The organism is Streptomyces sp. PH10-H1 (assembly GCF_030063355.1).
Lineage (GTDB): Bacteria > Actinomycetota > Actinomycetes > Streptomycetales > Streptomycetaceae > Actinacidiphila.
In genome coordinates, this window is record NZ_JASISZ010000044.1 from 38,576 (window position 1) to 54,410 (window position 15,835).

The 15,835-nt window shown below is 72.9% G+C and carries 16 protein-coding genes; 9 read left to right on the forward strand and 7 right to left on the reverse strand.

The genetic code is table 11. The features are described 5' to 3' along the window. Nucleotides 1–88: 88 nt before the first annotated feature. Genes nirD through QMK24_RS24800 form a run of 3 tightly spaced genes read right to left on the reverse strand, consistent with a single transcriptional unit; the run spans nucleotide 89 to nucleotide 4,298 of the window. Entirely contained in the window at nucleotides 89–412 is a 324-nt protein-coding gene (nirD, locus tag QMK24_RS24790) for a nitrite reductase small subunit NirD (protein WP_283468979.1), read from the reverse strand. Continuing rightward, a complete protein-coding gene (gene nirB, locus QMK24_RS24795) occupies nucleotides 409–3,039 on the reverse strand; it encodes a nitrite reductase large subunit NirB (protein ID WP_283468980.1) in 2,631 nt (876 codons plus the stop codon). The genes nirD and nirB overlap by 4 nt, the downstream gene beginning before the upstream one ends. 2 nt (nucleotides 3,040–3,041) lie before the next feature. Further along, nucleotides 3,042–4,298 carry an NAD(P)/FAD-dependent oxidoreductase gene (locus QMK24_RS24800; protein ID WP_283468981.1) on the reverse strand — a complete coding sequence of 419 codons (1,257 nt, stop codon included), beginning with the start codon at nucleotides 4,296–4,298 and terminating at the stop codon, nucleotides 3,042–3,044. A gap of 182 nt (nucleotides 4,299–4,480) precedes the next feature. Here QMK24_RS24800 and QMK24_RS24805 point away from each other — a divergent pair, with 182 nt between their 5' ends. From QMK24_RS24805 to QMK24_RS24815, 3 genes are all read left to right on the forward strand, one after another. After that, nucleotides 4,481–4,906: a MarR family winged helix-turn-helix transcriptional regulator gene (locus QMK24_RS24805; RefSeq protein ID WP_283468982.1), complete on the forward strand. Its 426-nt coding sequence runs from the start codon at nucleotides 4,481–4,483 to the stop codon at nucleotides 4,904–4,906. Nucleotides 4,907–4,982: 76 nt separating this feature from the next. Then, nucleotides 4,983–5,567 carry a cysteine hydrolase family protein gene (locus QMK24_RS24810; RefSeq protein WP_283468983.1) on the forward strand — a complete coding sequence of 195 codons (585 nt, stop codon included), beginning with the start codon at nucleotides 4,983–4,985 and terminating at the stop codon, nucleotides 5,565–5,567. Further along, a complete protein-coding gene (locus QMK24_RS24815; protein ID WP_283468984.1) occupies nucleotides 5,564–6,469 on the forward strand; it encodes a GlxA family transcriptional regulator in 906 nt (301 codons plus the stop codon). Before QMK24_RS24810 ends, QMK24_RS24815 begins: the two co-directional genes overlap by 4 nt. A gap of 32 nt (nucleotides 6,470–6,501) precedes the next feature. Here the strand turns inward: QMK24_RS24815 and QMK24_RS24820 are convergent, their stop codons facing one another. The 3 genes from QMK24_RS24820 to QMK24_RS24830 form a co-directional block, all read right to left on the reverse strand. Then, nucleotides 6,502–6,978, reverse strand: a complete 477-nt coding sequence (locus QMK24_RS24820) for an OsmC family protein (protein WP_283468985.1) — start codon at nucleotides 6,976–6,978, stop codon at nucleotides 6,502–6,504. A gap of 45 nt (nucleotides 6,979–7,023) precedes the next feature. Next, nucleotides 7,024–9,198, reverse strand: a complete 2,175-nt coding sequence (locus tag QMK24_RS24825; protein ID WP_283468986.1) for a molybdopterin oxidoreductase family protein — start codon at nucleotides 9,196–9,198, stop codon at nucleotides 7,024–7,026. Nucleotides 9,199–9,266: 68 nt separating this feature from the next. After that, nucleotides 9,267–9,986, reverse strand: a complete 720-nt coding sequence (locus tag QMK24_RS24830; RefSeq protein ID WP_283469008.1) for a SanA/YdcF family protein — start codon at nucleotides 9,984–9,986, stop codon at nucleotides 9,267–9,269. A 237-nt stretch (nucleotides 9,987–10,223) separates the two neighbouring features. On the opposite strand from QMK24_RS24830, the gene QMK24_RS24835 reads away from it, so the two are divergent. From QMK24_RS24835 to QMK24_RS24845, 3 genes are all read left to right on the forward strand, one after another. Further along, a complete protein-coding gene (locus QMK24_RS24835; protein ID WP_283468987.1) occupies nucleotides 10,224–10,700 on the forward strand; it encodes a gamma-glutamylcyclotransferase family protein in 477 nt (158 codons plus the stop codon). Between the two features lie 66 nt (nucleotides 10,701–10,766). Beyond that, on the forward strand, nucleotides 10,767–11,720 hold the full coding sequence (locus QMK24_RS24840; protein ID WP_283468988.1) for a sirohydrochlorin chelatase: 954 nt from the start codon (nucleotides 10,767–10,769) through the stop codon (nucleotides 11,718–11,720). 55 nt (nucleotides 11,721–11,775) lie between these two features. Beyond that, the gene (locus QMK24_RS24845; protein WP_283468989.1) at nucleotides 11,776–13,110 is read left to right on the forward strand and encodes a deoxyguanosinetriphosphate triphosphohydrolase; all 1,335 of its coding nucleotides are present in this window, start codon (nucleotides 11,776–11,778) and stop codon (nucleotides 13,108–13,110) included. A 68-nt stretch (nucleotides 13,111–13,178) separates the two neighbouring features. Here the strand turns inward: QMK24_RS24845 and QMK24_RS24850 are convergent, their stop codons facing one another. Continuing rightward, on the reverse strand, nucleotides 13,179–13,739 hold the full coding sequence (locus tag QMK24_RS24850) for an NAD(P)-dependent oxidoreductase (protein ID WP_283468990.1): 561 nt from the start codon (nucleotides 13,737–13,739) through the stop codon (nucleotides 13,179–13,181). A 12-nt stretch (nucleotides 13,740–13,751) separates the two neighbouring features. Here QMK24_RS24850 and QMK24_RS24855 point away from each other — a divergent pair, with 12 nt between their 5' ends. From QMK24_RS24855 to QMK24_RS24865, 3 genes are read left to right on the forward strand one after another with little or no spacing between them, the layout of a single operon-like run. Then, complete coding sequence (locus tag QMK24_RS24855; RefSeq protein WP_349307908.1) at nucleotides 13,752–14,027, forward strand: winged helix-turn-helix transcriptional regulator; 276 nt, start codon at nucleotides 13,752–13,754, stop codon at nucleotides 14,025–14,027. Nucleotides 14,028–14,072: 45 nt separating this feature from the next. Next, nucleotides 14,073–15,332, forward strand: a complete 1,260-nt coding sequence (locus QMK24_RS24860) for an NAD(P)/FAD-dependent oxidoreductase (RefSeq protein ID WP_283468991.1) — start codon at nucleotides 14,073–14,075, stop codon at nucleotides 15,330–15,332. Nucleotides 15,333–15,350: 18 nt separating this feature from the next. After that, nucleotides 15,351–15,809, forward strand: coding sequence for a GNAT family N-acetyltransferase (locus tag QMK24_RS24865; protein WP_283468992.1), 459 nt, complete (start codon nucleotides 15,351–15,353; stop codon nucleotides 15,807–15,809). Nucleotides 15,810–15,835: the final 26 nt, after the last annotated feature.

A 15,835-nucleotide genomic window follows, 5' to 3' on the forward strand; every position in this document is an offset into this window, starting at 1 on the left:
AATCAGGATCTTAAGTTAGGTAAGCCTAACCTTGTCAATTCGCGGCGTGTCTGCGGCGGTGCCCGATCCGCCGTCGGCGGGGCGCGGATTACATCATGCGTACGGCATATGTGACGTTGCTGACCGATTCGTCGTCCAGGCAACGGCCCGAGGCCAGGTCGAAGCGCTGCTTGAGCAGCGGGGAGGCGACGTAGGCGCGGCCGGCGTCCGAGCCGATCAGGCCGCGGGACAGCACATGGGCGCCGGTGAACGGGTCGCGGTTGTCGATCGCGTACAGAGTGCCGTGCCGGTCCTGGAAGAGGGCGGCCTGCCTGCCGTCGGGCAACAGGGCGGCCACCCCGCGGCCGGGGGTCAGCAGCATGTCGTCGCAGACGGGGAACCACTCGTCGTCGAGGAGGAGTTCGATGGTCATGACGTGACCGTCCCTTCGAGGGTGCGGATGGTGAGGGACGGGCCGGCGAGCAGGACGGGTCCGGCCGGCGCGGCGAGGTCGGGCTTGATCTGGTCGCGCTCCTCGACGAACCGGACGCTGGGGTCGGGAACGTCCGGCGCGTTGACGAACGAGACGAAACGGCTCAGCCGCTCGGGATCGCTGATCGTGTCGGCCCACTCGTCGCGGTAGCCCGCGACATGGTCCGACATCAGCGCCTCCAGCTCCTCGCAGATGCCGAGCGAGTCGTGCACGACGACATCGCGTACGTGCTCGAGGCCGCCCTCGATCCGCCCCAGCCAGGCGGAGGTGCGCTCCAGCCGGTCCGCGGTGCGGATGTAGAACATCAGGAACCGGTCGATGAGGCGCACCAGTTCCGCGTCGCTGAGATCCTGCGCCAGCAGATCCGCGTGGCGCGGATCGGCGCCGCCGTTGCCGCCGACGTACAGATTCCAGCCCGACGCGGTGGCGATGATCCCGAAGTCCTTGCCGCGCGCCTCCGCGCACTCGCGGGCGCAGCCCGAGACGGCGGACTTGAGCTTGTGCGGTGAGCGCAGGCCCCGGTAGCGCAGCTCCAGGTCGATGGCCATCTTCACGCTGTCCTGGACGCCGTAGCGGCACCAGGTGCTGCCCACACAGGACTTCACCGTACGCAGCGCCTTGCCGTACGCGTGGCCGGACTCGAACCCGGCGTCCACCAGCCGGGTCCAGATCAGCGGCAGCTGGTCGACGCGGGCGCCGAAGAGGTCGATCCGCTGGCCGCCGGTGATCTTCGTGTAGAGGCCGAAGTCCCGGGCCACCTCGCCGATCACGATGAGCTTCTCCGGGGTGATCTCACCGCCGGGGATGCGCGGCACGATCGAGTACGAGCCATTGCGCTGGATATTGGCGAGAAAATGGTCGTTGGTGTCCTGGAGCGCGGCCTGTCCGCCGTCGAGTACATGCGTCGGCGCGCCGATCGACGGCGCGAGCGAGGCGATGACCGAGGCGACCGCGGGCTTGCAGATCTCACAGCCCTCGCTTCCCCTGGCGCCGTCACGGCCGTGGTTGTCGAGCAGTTCGGCGTACGACGTGATGCGCAGCGCCCGCACGATCTCGTACAGCTCCTGCCGGGTGTGGGCGAAGCAGCCGCACAGGCCCTTGTCCTCGGCGGCGGGCAGCAGCTGGCCCAGCACCTTGAGGCAACTGCCGCAGCCCGTACCGGCCTTGGTGCACTTCTTGATCTGCGGCACGGTGGTGCAGGAGTGCTCGGCGACGGCGGACAGGATCGCGCCCTTGGTGACGTTGTGGCAGCTGCAGATCACCGCCGTGTCGGGCAGTGACGACGGCCCGAGCTCGACCGGCGCGCCCGCGCCCGCCGGCAGCACCAGCCGCTCGGGCGGGACGGGCGGCACCGAGCCGGTCAGCGGGCGCAGCATGCCGTACGAGTCGGCGTCGCCGATGAGGATGCCGCCCAGCAGCACGCCCTCGCGCGAGACCACCAGCTTCTTGTACACACCGGAACGGGAGTCGGAGTAGAGGACGTCCAGGCAGCCGGGGGTCGCCCCGTGGGCGTCGCCGAAGCTCGCCACGTCCACGCCGAGCAGCTTGAGTTTGGTCGACAGGTCCGCGCCGCGGAAGGAGCCCGCGTCGCCCGCGATCTCCTTCGCGGCCGTCTCCGCCATCTCGTAGCCGGGCGCGACCAGTCCGTACACCCGGCCGTCGGAGGCCAGCGCGCACTCGCCGATCGCGTACACCGCATCGTCCTGCGGCGTACGGCACTGGTCGTCCACCACGATCCCGCCGCGCTCGCCGACCGGCAGGCCGCAGTCCCGGGCCAGCTGGTCCCGGGGCCGTACGCCCGCAGAGAAGACCACCAGGTCGGTGGCGAGCGACGAGCCGTCCGACAGCGACATCGCGGCGACGCGGCCGTCCTCGCCGGCCTCGATCGCCTGGGTGCCGACGCCCGTGTGGACGGCGACCCCCATCTCCTCGATCGTGCGCCGTAGCGCCTCGCCGCCGCCCTCGTCGACCTGCACCGGCATCAGACGCGGCGCGAACTCCACGACATGGGTGTCGAGACCGAGCCCCTTGAGCGCGCCCGCCGCCTCGAGGCCCAGCAGTCCGCCGCCGACGACGGTGCCGGTCGTGCCCTTTTTGGCGTACTCCTCGATCGCCAGCAGGTCCTCGATCGTGCGGTACACGAAGCAGCCCTCGGCGTCCTTGCCCGGCACGGGCGGCACGAACGGGTACGAGCCGGTGGCCAGCACCAGCGTGTCGTACGCGACGGTCAGCCCGGAGCGGGCCGTCACCGTACGGGCCGCGCGGTCGATCGTGAGCACGGGATCGCCCAGGTGCAGCTCGATGCCGTGCCGCTCCATGAACCCCTCTTCCGCGAGGGCGAGTTCACCGGGTGTCGTCCCCGAGAAGTAGGAGGTCAGATGGACCCGGTCGTACGCCGCCCGGGGCTCCTCGCACAGCACGACCACCCGCGCGCGATCGGTGACCCCCCGGTCGGCCAGTGCCTCCAGGAACCGCTGTCCGACCATGCCGTGTCCGACCAGCACGATCGTGGGAGCAGCCGTCGGGTCTGCGGCCGTCCGGTCTGCGGCCGTCGTGTCAGCAGCCATGGTCAGGAACCTCCGTCGTTGGTGAGCAGGTGGAGCAGCGGAGCGGACGTGGCCGGGAGCGCTTCGTCGGCCTCCCAGGTGCGGGCGAGCGTGCCCACCGCGGCGAGATCGCCGAGCAGGATCCCGCCGACCAGCCGGTCGTCACGGATGACGACCTTCCGGTACGCGCCGCGGGTCGCGTCCGCGAGCCGCAGCACGTCGTCGCCGGGAGCGGGACGCGGGTCGCCGAACGCGGCGATGTCGAAGGGGGCGATACCGGTGCTGCCGAAGGGGGTGGCGGAGCCGCCGAGGGTCAGCCGGGTGAGCGCGCGGGTGCCGCCGTAGCCGGCGGCGGTCTCGCCGGCCAGCAGCCGCGCCAGCACATCGGCCTGCTCGCGGGCCGCGTTCGCCAGGCCGTACACGACGCCCCGGTGCTGCGCGCAGTCGCCGATCGCGTGGATGCGCGGGTCGGACGTACGCAGCTCGTCGTCCACGACGATGCCCTTGGCGACGTCGAGTCCGGCCGCCTGCGCCAGTCCGACGCGGGGGCGCACTCCGCAGGCGAGAACGACGATGTCGGCTCCCAGGCAGTAGCCGTCGGCGAGTTCGACGGACTCCACGACGCGGGGGCCGTCCTGCGCGCCGGGGGACTGTGTGCGCAGCCCCCGCACCCGGCACTCCGTGTGGACCTCCACGCCGAGCGACTCGAGATGGGCGCGCAGCAGCCTGCCTGCCGGCTCGTCCAGATGGCGTTCCATGAGGTATTCGCCCTGCTGGGCGAGGACCACCTGGGCGCCGCGCGCCGCCAGTGCCCGGGCCGCGGAGACGCCGAGCAGGCCGCCGCCGACCACCACGGCGCGCACGCCGGGGCCCACCGCCTCGGACAGCGCCAGGCAGTCGTCCATGGTGCGGAAGGCGTGGACACCCAGCGGCAGATCGCCCCGGCCGTCCTCGAACAGGCCGCGCAGCGGCGGAAGTACCGGGTTCGAGCCGGTGGCCAGCACCAGCCGGTCGTACCGGACCACCGAGCCGTCGTCGCACACCGCGACCTGCTCCGCGCGGTCCACCCGCACCACGCGCCGGACCGTACAGCCCGCGGCCGGCAGCGCGATGACATCCGGCGCGTAGCGCCCGGCGAGTACCTCGGCGAGCAGCACCCTGTTGTACGGCGCGTGCTGCTCCTCGCCGATGAGCGTCACCCGCACGTCGTGCGGAGCGAGCTGCTGCGCCAGGCGCGCGCCCGCCATCCCGCCGCCGATCACCACGATGTCCATGCCCATGCCCACGAGCCTGCGCGGCGGCTGTTACCCGGCCGCATCACCGCCATTTCCTGCGGGGAACGGTGCGCTCTTCGCCGCACCGGGCGAGGTGTGAGCGTACGGGTGGCCCTGCCGTGAGGCGCGGCGTGTCAGGGGTGGCCCGGCCCGGCGTCCCGGGCCACGGGGACCGGTACGGTCGGACGGTGCCCGCACCCGACGACAGTCCCGGCTTCCTGTTCTGGCGCGCCTCGCTCCACTGGCAGCACGCCATCGCGGCGGCCCTGGCCCCGCTGGACCTCACCCACGCCCAGTTCGTCCTGCTGGCCGGCCTGTGGTGGCTGGACGGCCGGGGCGAGCGGCCCAACCAGCTCCGGCTGGCCCGGCACAGTGGCACGGACGTGAAGATGACGTCCCAGGTGGTGCGGCGGCTGGAGGACAAGGGCCTGCTCACCCGCGTGACCGATCCGGGCGACACCCGGGCCAAGCGGCTCGGCATCACACCGGCGGGAGCGCGGCTCGCCACCGAGGCGGTCGCCGCGGTCGAGGCCGCCGACGCGGCGTTCTTCGGCGCGGTCCCCGACCGGGCGGCGCTGCTCGCCGTACTGCGGCCGCTGGCCGCCGAAGAGTGATCGCTGACCGGATCGGTCCGCATCCAGGCACAATGGTGTCTGTCGCGGGGGCCACTCCGAGGGCCAGGATCGAGGCATGAACCGAGCACTGATCGTCATCGACGTCCAGGAGTCCTTCCGGCAGCTCCCGCTGTGGCAGGCCTCGTCCAACCCCGGCATCGTCGGGAAGGTGAACAGCCTCGTGGCGTACGCCCGCGAGTCGGGTGACCTCGTCGTCTGGGTGCTGCACTCGGAGCCGGGCACCGGAGGCGTCTTCGACCCAGCCGGCGGCCACGTACGCCTGATGGAGGGGCTGGAGCCGCTCGACGGGGAGCCGGTGCTCTCCAAGACCTCGCACAACGCCTTCACCACCACGAATCTCCAGCAGCTCCTCACCTCGCGGGGTGTCACCGAGGTCATCACCAGCGGCATCCGCACCGAGCAGTGCGTCGAGACGACGACCCGGCTCGCCTCCGACCTCGGCTACGAGGTCACCTTCGTCGTAGACGCGACCGCCACCACCCCCCGCGAGCACTGGGACGCACCCGCCGACCGCTCGGTGGAGGAGATCCTCGCCGACCCGCTCACCCTGTCCACCGACGACATCATCGCCCGCACCGAGTACGCGCTCGCCGGCCGGTTCGCCAGGGTCACCACCGTCAAGGAGCTGACCGGATCGTGACCCGGGTCGTCTTCCTGCTCGTCCCGCAGCTGCATCTTCTGGACCTCGCGGGGCCCGCGCAGGTGTTCTCCACCGCGGCCGACCACGGCTACGACTACGAGACCCGTTACGTCGCCGAGCAGGAAGACATCCCGACCGCCCAGGGCGTCCCGCTCAGGGCGGACACCCGCTGGCCGGACCTCGCCCCCGACGACCTGGTGATCGTCCCCGGCTGGCGGTCCAGCACACTCCGCCAGAACGGGCAGATCGGCGCGGCCACGCTCCAGCGGCTGCGCGACCACCACGCCGCGGGCGGGGTCGTCGCCAGCATCTGCGCGGGCGCCGACGCCCTCGGCCGGGCCGGGCTCCTGGACGGGCGGCGCTGCACCACCCATCACGACGTGCAGGACGAACTCGCCCGCCGCTACCCGCGCGCCACGGTCGTCCGCGACGTCCTCTACGTGATCGACGACCGCGTCATCAGTTCCGCCGGCATCGCCAGCGGCATCGACCTCGCCCTCCACCTCGTCGCCGTCCGGCACGGCCCGGGCGCCGCCGCCCGGGTGGCCCGCGAGATGGTGGTCTTCGCCCGGCGCAACGGCGACGCGCAGCAGGCCAGCGCCATGCTCCGGCACCGCTCCCATCTGAGCGACGCCGTCCACCGCGTCCAGGACCTCATCGACGCGCGCTTCTCGGAACACCTCGGCCTCGCCGACCTCGCCGCCACCTCCGGCGTCAGCGAACGCACCCTCACCCGCCGCTTCGGCGAGGCCACCGGCCTCACCCCGCTCCGCTACCAGCAGGTGCTGCGCGTCGAGCGCGCCGAACACCTCATCTCCCACGGCACCACGGTCGAATCGGCCGCCCGCGCCGTCGGCTTCGAGGACGCCCGTATGCTCCGCCGCCTCCGCGCGCGGACCTGACATCTTCCGCTCAGCGTCGGGCCAGGAGTGGGTCAGGCGAGGGGGCGGACCGTGACGACCGGGTCGTGGCGGACCGGGAAGTTCACCGAGCTCGCGATGAAGCAGGAGCGGTGGGCGTCGTCGTGGAGGGCGATGGCCTTGTCGGCCATGTCCTGGGAGGCGACCTCGACCTGCGGGCGCAGTACCGCCTCGGTGAAGTGGCCGCCGGTCGCGGTCTGTTCCATCGTGCCGTGCGCGTGATCCGTATAGCCGGTCACGGTCACGCCGCCGACGGCGCAGACGTGCAGATAGGCCAGCATGTGGCACTGCGACAGCGCGGCGAGCAGCAGTTGCTCGGGGTTCCAGCGGGTCGCGTCGCCTCGGAAGGACGGGTCGGAGCTGCCGAGGATGGTCGGCAGGCCGGCGGCGGACACCGCGTGGGAGCGGTCGTAGGAACGGTAAGTGCTGGTTCCGGTACCGAGGTTGCCGGTCCAGGTGACCTGGGTGTCATAGCTGTGAGGCGTGGGCACGGCCGCTCCTTCTGTCGGTCAGGCGGTCAGGCACCCAGCATATGTTCAGGTCCGCACCCGGTCGGCGGCCTCGACGCGGACCGCGCAGACCTTGAACTCCGGCATGCGGGACGTGGGGTCGAGGGCCGGGTTGGTGAGGGTGTTGGCGCGGCCCTCGCCCGGCCAGTGGAAGGGCATGAAGACGGTGTCGGGGCGGATCGCGGTGCTGACGCGGGCGGGCGCGACGGCGCGGCCGCGGCGGCTGGTCACGGCGAGTTCATCGCCCTCGGACACACCGAGCCGGGCGGCGAGCTGGGGGTGGAGCTGTACGAAGGGGCCGGGGGAGGCGGCGTTGAGTTCGGGGACACGGCGGGTCTGGGCACCCGACTGGTACTGGGCGAGGACGCGGCCGGTCGTCAGATACAGCGGATAGTCGGCGCACGGCTCCTCGGCGGACGGCCGGTGGAGGACGGGGACGAAGCGGGCGCGGCCGTCAGGGGTGGCGAAACGGTCGAGGAAGAGGCGTGGCGTACCGGGGTGCGGTGCGGGCCCGGGCCCGGTCGCGGGGACGGCCGCCGACGTGACCTCCGGCCCGGTCTCCGGCCTCGTCTCCGGGCACGGCCAGAAGACGCCGTCCTCCTCCACGATCCGCCGGTAGGTGATGCCCGAGTAGTCGGCCGGGCCGCCCGCCGAAGCGCGGCGCAGCTCGTCGAAGACCTCCTCGGGGTCGGCGGGGAAGCCCTTCTCCCAGCCGAGGCGCGAGGCGAGACCGTTCAGCACTTCCAAGTCGGTGCGGACGTCGGGCGGCGGGTCGATCGCCTTGCGGCGCAGGATGACGCGGCCCTCCAGATTGGTGGTCGTGCCGGTCTCCTCCGCCCACTGCGTGACGGGAAGCACCACGTCCGCCATCGCGGCGGTCTCGGAGAGGACCACGTCGCAGACGGCGAGGAAGCCGAGCGAGGCGATCCGCTCGGTGATGTGCGCGGCGTGCGGCGCCGAGACGACCGGGTTGGAGCCCATCAGCAGCAGCGCGTGGACATCCACGCCGAGCGCGTCGAGCAGTTCGTACGCGCTGCGGCCGGGCGCGGGCAGGTCGTCGGGGTCGACGCCCCACACCGCCGCCACGTGCGCGCGCGCCGCGGGGTCGTCCAGTTTGCGGTAGCCGGGCAGCTGGTCGGCCTTCTGGCCGTGCTCGCGCCCGCCCTGCCCGTTGCCCTGCCCGGTGAGGCAGCCGTAGCCGGAGAGCGGGCGGCCCGCGCGGCCGGTGGCGAGGCACAGATTGATCCAGGCGCTGACGGTGTCGGTGCCCTTGGACTGCTGCTCGGGGCCGCGCGCGGTCAGGACCATGCCTCCCCCGGACTCCGTCCGGGAGGTGCCCCCTGGAGTGCCGCAGAACATCCGTACGGCCTCCCGGAGTTGCGGCACCGGCACCCCGGTGATGCGCTCGACCAGCTCAGGCCAGTGCGCCATGACACCCGGCCGGGCCTCGGCCCAGCCGTTCGTACGCTCCGCGATGAACGGCTCGTCCAGATACCCCTCGGCGACGGCCAGGTGCAGCAGCCCGAGCGCGAGCGCCAGGTCGGTGCCGGGCCGGGGCTGCAGATGCAGGTCGGCGTGTTCGGCGGTACGGGTGCGGCGCGGGTCGACGACGATCAGCTTGCCGCCGCGCTCACGCAGCTCCGTCAGATAGCGCAGCGCGGGCGGCATCGTCTCGGCGAGGTTGGAGCCGACGAGGATCACGCAGCCGGTGCGGGCGATGTCCTCCAGCGGGAAGGGCAGACCCCGGTCGAGCCCGAAGGCCCGCTGGTGGGCGGCGGCCGCCGACGACATGCAGAAGCGGCCGTTGTAGTCGATCTGCGAGGTGCGCAGCACCACCCGCGCGAACTTGCCGAGCGCGTACGCCTTCTCGTTCGTCAGCCCGCCGCCGCCGAAGACCCCCACGGCGTCCCGGCCGTGCGCGGCCCGGGTCCGCAGCAGCCCCTCGGCGACCCGGTCCAGCGCCTCGCCCCAGCCGGCCGGCTCCAGCTCCCCGCCCGCGCCGCGGACCAGCGGTCCGGTCAGCCGGGCGCCGCGTGCCAGCACCTCGGGCGCGGTGCGCCCCTTGCCGCACAGCGCGCCCCGGTTCACCGGGAACGCCGGCCGCTCCACGACCTCGACGCCGCCTTCGGGCCGCGTCGCGAGCCCCATCCCGCACTGCAGGGCGCAGTAGGGACAGTGGGTGTCAACGGTGCTCGGGCTCATGCGCCCAGCCTGCGGCGTGCGTGTTTCGCCCCGGTACGCGACGGGGTTACGCGGCCGGTACGCGCCCCTCAGCGCGCCGCCGGGTCCCCTGTGAGGGCCCGCGTCACGCCCGGTTCCCTGGGCCCGAGGAAGGCCGGGTCGGGCTTGACCGCGGCGTTCAGCGCAGCCTTGCTCGCGGCGATGACCTCACGCGCTCCGCCGTAGAACCAGGTGGCGTCGTGCGGTTCGTCGACCCCGACGCCGTACCCCTCGACGCCCGCCGCGTCGCACAGCGCCAGCGCCCGCCGGATGTGGAAACCCTGGCTGACCAGGATCGCCCGGTTCACTCCGAAGATCCGCTTGGCTCGGCTGCACGAGTCCCAGGTGTCGAATCCCGCGTAGTCCAGCACGACCTTCGACGCGGGCACGCCCTTCTTCTCCAGATAGCGGAGCATCGCGCCCGGCTCGTTGTAGCCGGTGCGGCTGTTGTCGCCGGTGACGAGGATCGCCCGCACCTTGTGCGCCCGGTACAGCTCCGCCCCCGCGTCCAGCCGGTGCGCGAGATACGGCGTCGGCTTGCCGTCCGCCAGCCCCGCCCCGAACACCACCGCCACCGGCTCCGCCGGTACGTCCGCGCCCGCCCGCACCCGGCTGTCCGCCGAGACCTGCAGCCAGCCGGCGGGCAGCAGCGCCAGGACGGAGCAGATCATCGCGCCCCGCAGCAGGCGGCGCCAACCCCGCCGGGTCCTCGGCGGGCGCAGCCTGCGCAGCGCGGCGGGCACCGCCGCGCGTATCCGGCCCGGCTCCATGCACATGTCCCCTCGCAGACCATCACTGTCGTCCGGATCGACGCGTACGGCGCCGCCGCGGTTCCGGACACGGGAACGCGGCACCTTGGAGGCGGCACGGGTACGCGGCACAGGAGTGCGGCACAGGAGTGCGGTACGGGAACGGAGCACCGGACACGGTGCCAAGGACGCGGCACCATGGAGGCCGCATCGCGAGCAACCCGCCGACTCGCGCCGTGCGACGAGAGGACCGTCTCCTTGACCCCGCCGACCCTGCCCCGCCTGCCCTTCTTCGTGTACGGGACGCTGCGCCCCGGCGAGGCCAACCACGGCCTCCTGGAGGGACGCACCGCCGCCCAGCGCCCCGCCGAGCTGCCCGGCGCGGTGCTCTACGACGGGCCCGGGTACCCGTACGCGGTCGCCGTCACCGGAACCGCCGGCGAGGCCGTCGCCGAGGCCGCCTCCGTCCACGGTGACCTGGTGCACCTCCTGCCGGAGCTGTACGAGTCCGTCCTCGCCGATCTCGACCGGCTGGAGGAGCACGTGCCGGGGGCGCCGGGAAACCTGTACGAGCGGGTCGTGCGCGAGGTGTGGTGCGACGGCCGGGCCCGCGCGGCCTGGGTGTACCTCGCGGGGGAGGAGCTGGCCCGCGCGCTGCGCGAGTCCGGCCGGCTCGTGCCGGGCGGGGACTGGGGACGCGCCCGGCAAGCTCACAGGCCGCCAGGACGCGCGTGAGCTCAAGGAAAACACTTGTCATCCCCGCGCAATGCGGGCGCAACCTGCGCACTTCAGGCTCGGCCTATGACGGCGTCGACAGCGCATCCGAAACCGCACCCGGAGCACGGCCCGGCCCCCGCTGACACCTTCGGCAGCTTCGACAGTACGGCGCAGCTATTGAACCGGATCACCGCACAGCTCAGCAGCCAGCTCTCCCACGTCACTCTCACCTCGGTCCCGCGTGAAGCGCGTGAACGCCGTGAGCCGAATGAACGCCGTGAGCCGCGCAAGCCGCGCGAGTCGCGGGCACCGCACGCCCCCGCCCTGGTCGCCGTGGCGCACGGCAGCCGTGACCCCGGGGCGCTGCGCACCGTGCGCGCGCTGCTCGACCGGGTCCGGGCGCTGCGCCCGGACCTGCCCGTACACCTCGGTCACATCGAGCTGAACGAGCCGCTCCTCGACGACACGCTCGCCGCACTGCGCGGCGATGTGGTGCTCGTCCCGCTGCTGCTCGGCCGCGGCTACCACGTCAAGCAGGACCTTCCGCAGGCGCTGGCCCGCGCACCGCACCTGCGCGGGCTGACCGCCGCGCCGCTCGGCCCGCACCCGCTGCTCGCCGAAGCCCTGCATGTGCGTCTCGCGGAGGCCGGCTGGCGCAAGGGCGTGCGGCGCGCGGGCGTCGTCCTGGCCGCCGCGGGCTCCCGGGACCCCGACGCGGCCGCCGACACCGCTCACACCGCCGAGCTGCTCAGCCGGCGGCTGGGCGGCGTCCCCGTGCTCCCCGGCTACGCCTCCGGCGTGGGACCGTCCGTCGCGGAGGCGGTCGGTGCGCTGACCGCGCGCGGCCACCGTGTCGCCGTCGCCTCGTACTTCACCGCCCCCGGGCGGTTCGCCGCCCAGGCCTCCGCCGCCGCCCCCTGGATCGCGGCGGCGCCGCTCGGCGCGCACAGCGCCATGGCCCGTCTGGTGCTGCACCGGTACGACCAGGCGCTCGCCGCCCCCACCCTCGCGGCGCCTTTTCATCTGGCCAGCGCGTAAGGGCGTGAGTGCCGCCGAGGCGCGTCTGTCACTGCGGAGCGTTACGGTCACAGGCATGGAAGCGAACTACCGGACCGACGCGGCGGCCGCGCACCTCGGGCCGTATGAGCGGTACGGGCCTTACGGGGACGCCGACACCGACCGTTTCGTGCCGGAGCCGGACAAGCGGCCGGGCCGCACCGCGTTCCAGCGCGACCGGGCGCGGGTGCTGCACTCGGCCGCGCTCAGACGCCTGGCGGGCAAGACCCAGGTGGTGGACCCGGGCTCGGCGCTGATGAACACCAGCCCGCGTACCCGGCTCACCCACTCGCTGGAGTGCGCGCAGGTGGGACGGGAGCTGGGCTTCGCCCTGGGCAGCGATCCCGATCTCATGGAAGCCGCGTGCCTGGCGCACGACATGGGCCATCCGCCCTTCGGGCACAACGGCGAGCAGGTGCTGTCCGAAGTCGCCGAGGCGTGCGGCGGCTTCGAGGGCAACGCGCAGTCGCTGCGCCTGCTGACCCGCATCGAGCCGAAGCGCTTCGTGCGCGACGGCGACGGCACGATGGTGAGCGTCGGCCTGAACCTCACCCGCGCCGCCCTGGACGCCGCCACGAAATACCCGTGGCCCCGGGGCGGTCACCCCACGAACCCCGCCAGCCCCAAGTTCGGGGCCTACGAGGACGATCTGCCGGTCTTCGACTGGCTGCGCGAGGGCGCGCCGGCCGACCGGCAGTGCTTCGAGGCCCAGGTCATGGACTGGTCCGACGATGTCGCGTACTCCGTGCACGACGTGGAGGACGGCCTGCACGCCGGCCACCTCGACCCCAACCTGCTGCTCGCCGAGCCCGAGCGCGCCGACATCTTCGCCTGCGCCGGCGACCGGTACGCGTCCGACGCGTCCCCCGACGAGCTGGCCGAGGCCCTCGACCGGCTCCTGGAGCAGGAGTGGTGGCCGCACGGCTATGACGGCTCGGCCATCGCCCAGGCCCGGCTGAAGGACGCCACCTCGCAGCTCATCGGCCGGTTCTGCCTGGGCGCCGAGCGCGCCACCCGCGAGGCGTACGGCACCGGGCGGCTCACCCGCTACCGCGCCGAGCTGGTCGTCCCGCGCGAGCAGCGCCTGGAGTGCGCGGTCCTCAAGGCGGTCGCCGACCGCTACGTCATGCAGCGCGCCGCGCAGGAGCGCCGCCGCGCCGACCAGCGCGTCCTCATCGGCGAGCTGGCCGAAGCGCTGCTGGCCCGCGCCCCCGAAGGCCTGGACCCGCAGTTCCGCGGCATCTTCGACGAGGCGCCCGACGACCGCGCGCGGCTGCGCGCGGTCGTCGACCAGATCGCCTCGCTCACCGACGCGACCGCCACCGTGCTGCACGCACGGCTCACTTCGGGAAGATCCGCACGACTCCTGTGACCGCGCCCTGACGGTACGGGGCGGCGGGGTAGCGGGACGGCGGGGCGGCGAACGGATGGCCGGTTCCGTCAGCCCCCGGCCGGAACCGCCGTCCGGTGATGCTTCGGCGTCTCGATCTCGTCGAGGATCTCCACGGCCGGCAGCGCGCGGTCGATCTCCATCGGCGGCATCATCAGCAGCCAGTCCACCTCCGGCCCCGCGCCCCGCAGCAGCTCCAGTTCCGCCACCCGCGCCAGCGAGAAATCCCGTCCCTCCGCCGGGAATCCGGGTGTGTCCAACACCATCAGGCCCGGCTCGACCTCGCGGGTGGACACCACGCCGACGACCAGCAGGCGCGTCGTTCCCACCCCCGTGAGGAGCGCCCGTGCCGCTGCCGGGTAGAGCTGGCCGGCGGCCACCTCCGCGCCGTACACGGAGCCGACCACCACGTCATGGCCCGCCGAGAGCGCCGCGACGCTGCCGGCGTCCGTGATGTCACCGGCGGCGAGCGTCACCCCGGCACCGGCCAGCTCCGGGTACTTCGCCGGATCCCGCACCACCGCCGTCACCTGATGCCCGCGCCCGACCGCTTGCGCCACCACCAGCCGGCCCAACTGGCCGCCCGCACCGAATACCGCGATCCTGCTCATAACGGCCTCCCGTTGTCGACTGACGGGACCGTAGCCGCCGACCTGCCGGTTACCGCAACGAAACCGGCCCCGGCTCACATCCGCGACGGCATCGTGACCCGCACCGCCCATGACGAGAATCCGCCCCGCGTCGAGTACGAGCTCACGAGCCTCGGACGTACCCTCTTCGCCCCCATCGAGGCCACCTGTGACTGGGCGCGGCAGCACCTCTCAGAACTGCTGGAGGCGCGTGAGGCATACGAGGGGCGCTTTGTCGACTCGGCGCGGCGCTCTTCCCGCCAGCCGTGACGTGAGGGACGCTCGCAGATACGGCATCTGTTGGGGAGGCGCACAGTGGTGGACGCAGACCAGACCTTCGTCATCGTCGGAGCGGGACTCGCTGGGGCGAAGGCGGCTGAATCGCTCCGCTCGGAGGGCTTCACCGGGCGGGTGATCCTGATCGGCGATGAACGCGAGCACCCTTACGAACGGCCGCCCCTGTCCAAGGGCTATCTGATCGGCAGCGCGGAACGCGACTCGGTCTTCGTCCAGGAGACGGCCTGGTACGCCGAGCACGACATCGAGCTGCACCTCGGCCAGCCGGTCGTGCACCTCGACCCCGCCGCCAAAACGGTGCGGCTCGGGGACGGCACCGTCCTCCCGTACGACAAACTGCTGCTCGCCACCGGCGCCGAGCCGCGGCGGCTGGACATCCCCGGCACCGATCTGGCGGGCGTCCACCACCTGCGGCGGCTCGCGCACGCCGAGCGCCTCAAGCACGTACTGACGTCGCTCGGCCGCGAGAACGGCCACCTCGTCATCGCCGGAGCGGGCTGGATCGGCCTCGAGGTCGCCGCCGCCGCGCGCGGCTACGGTGCCGAGGTCACCGTCGTGGAGCCCGAGCCGACCCCGTTGTACTCGGTGCTCGGCCCCGAACTCGGCGGGGTCTTCGCCGACCTCCACCGCGAACACGGCGTCCGGTTCAAGTTCGGCGCGAAGCTCGCGGGCATCTCCGGCCACGACGGCATGGTGCTGGCCGCTCTCACCGACGACGGTGAGGAGCACCCCGCCCATGACGTCCTCGCCGCGATCGGCGCCGCCCCGCGCACCGCGCTCGCCGAGGCCGCCGGGCTCACCCTCGCCGACCGCGCGGCGGGCGGCGGTATCGCCGTCGATCCCTCGCTGCGCACCTCCGACCCGCACATCTACGCGGCCGGCGATGTCGCCAACATCGAACACCCGCTGGGCGGCCGGCTGCGCGTCGAACACTGGGCCAACGCCCTCAACAGCGGTCCGGCCGCCGCCCGCGCCATGCTTGGCCGGGACGTCAGCTACGACCGGGTCCCGTACTTCTTCTCCGACCAGTACGACCTGGGCATGGAGTTCTCCGGCCATGCCGCGCCCGGGAGCTACGACCAGGTGGTGTGCCGGGGCGATGTCGGAAAGCGGCAGTTCATCGCCTTCTGGCTCAGCGAGGGACGCGTCCTGGCGGGGATGAACGTCAACGTCTGGGACGTGACGGAGCCCATCCAGCAGCTGATCCGCTCGGGCCGTTCCGTTGACCCCGACCAGCTGTCCGATCCGACCGTGCCGCTAGCCTCTTTCCTGGACTGACCAGGAGAGGACCACGTCATGCGCACCGCCGTTGTACCCGTCGAGGAGATCTTCGCGCTGCGCTGGGCGGTGCTGCGCACCGGACTGCCCCGCGAGAGCGCGGTCTACCCGGAGGACTCCCGCGAGCCCGCCTTCCACATCGCGGCCTACGACGACGAGGGCGCTGTCCAGGCGTGCGTCACCTTCTTCCCCGACCCGCTGCGCGGCGAGGGCGCCGCCGCATACCGCTTCCGGGGTATGGGCAGCGCCCCCGAAGTGCGCGGCCAGGGGTACGGCGCGGCCGTCCTGCGCGCCGGTCTCGTGGAGGCCACGGCCCGCGGCGCCGAGCTGGTCTGGTGCAACGGCCGGACGTCGGCCCAGGGTTTCTACGAGCACCTCGGCTTCACCGTGACGGGTGAGGAGTTCGTCATCGAACCGAGCGGACCGCACTTCATCTTCGTGATCAAGCTGGACCAGGACCGGCCCGGCCCGCGCTGAACGGGGACCGGACCGGACCCGACAGG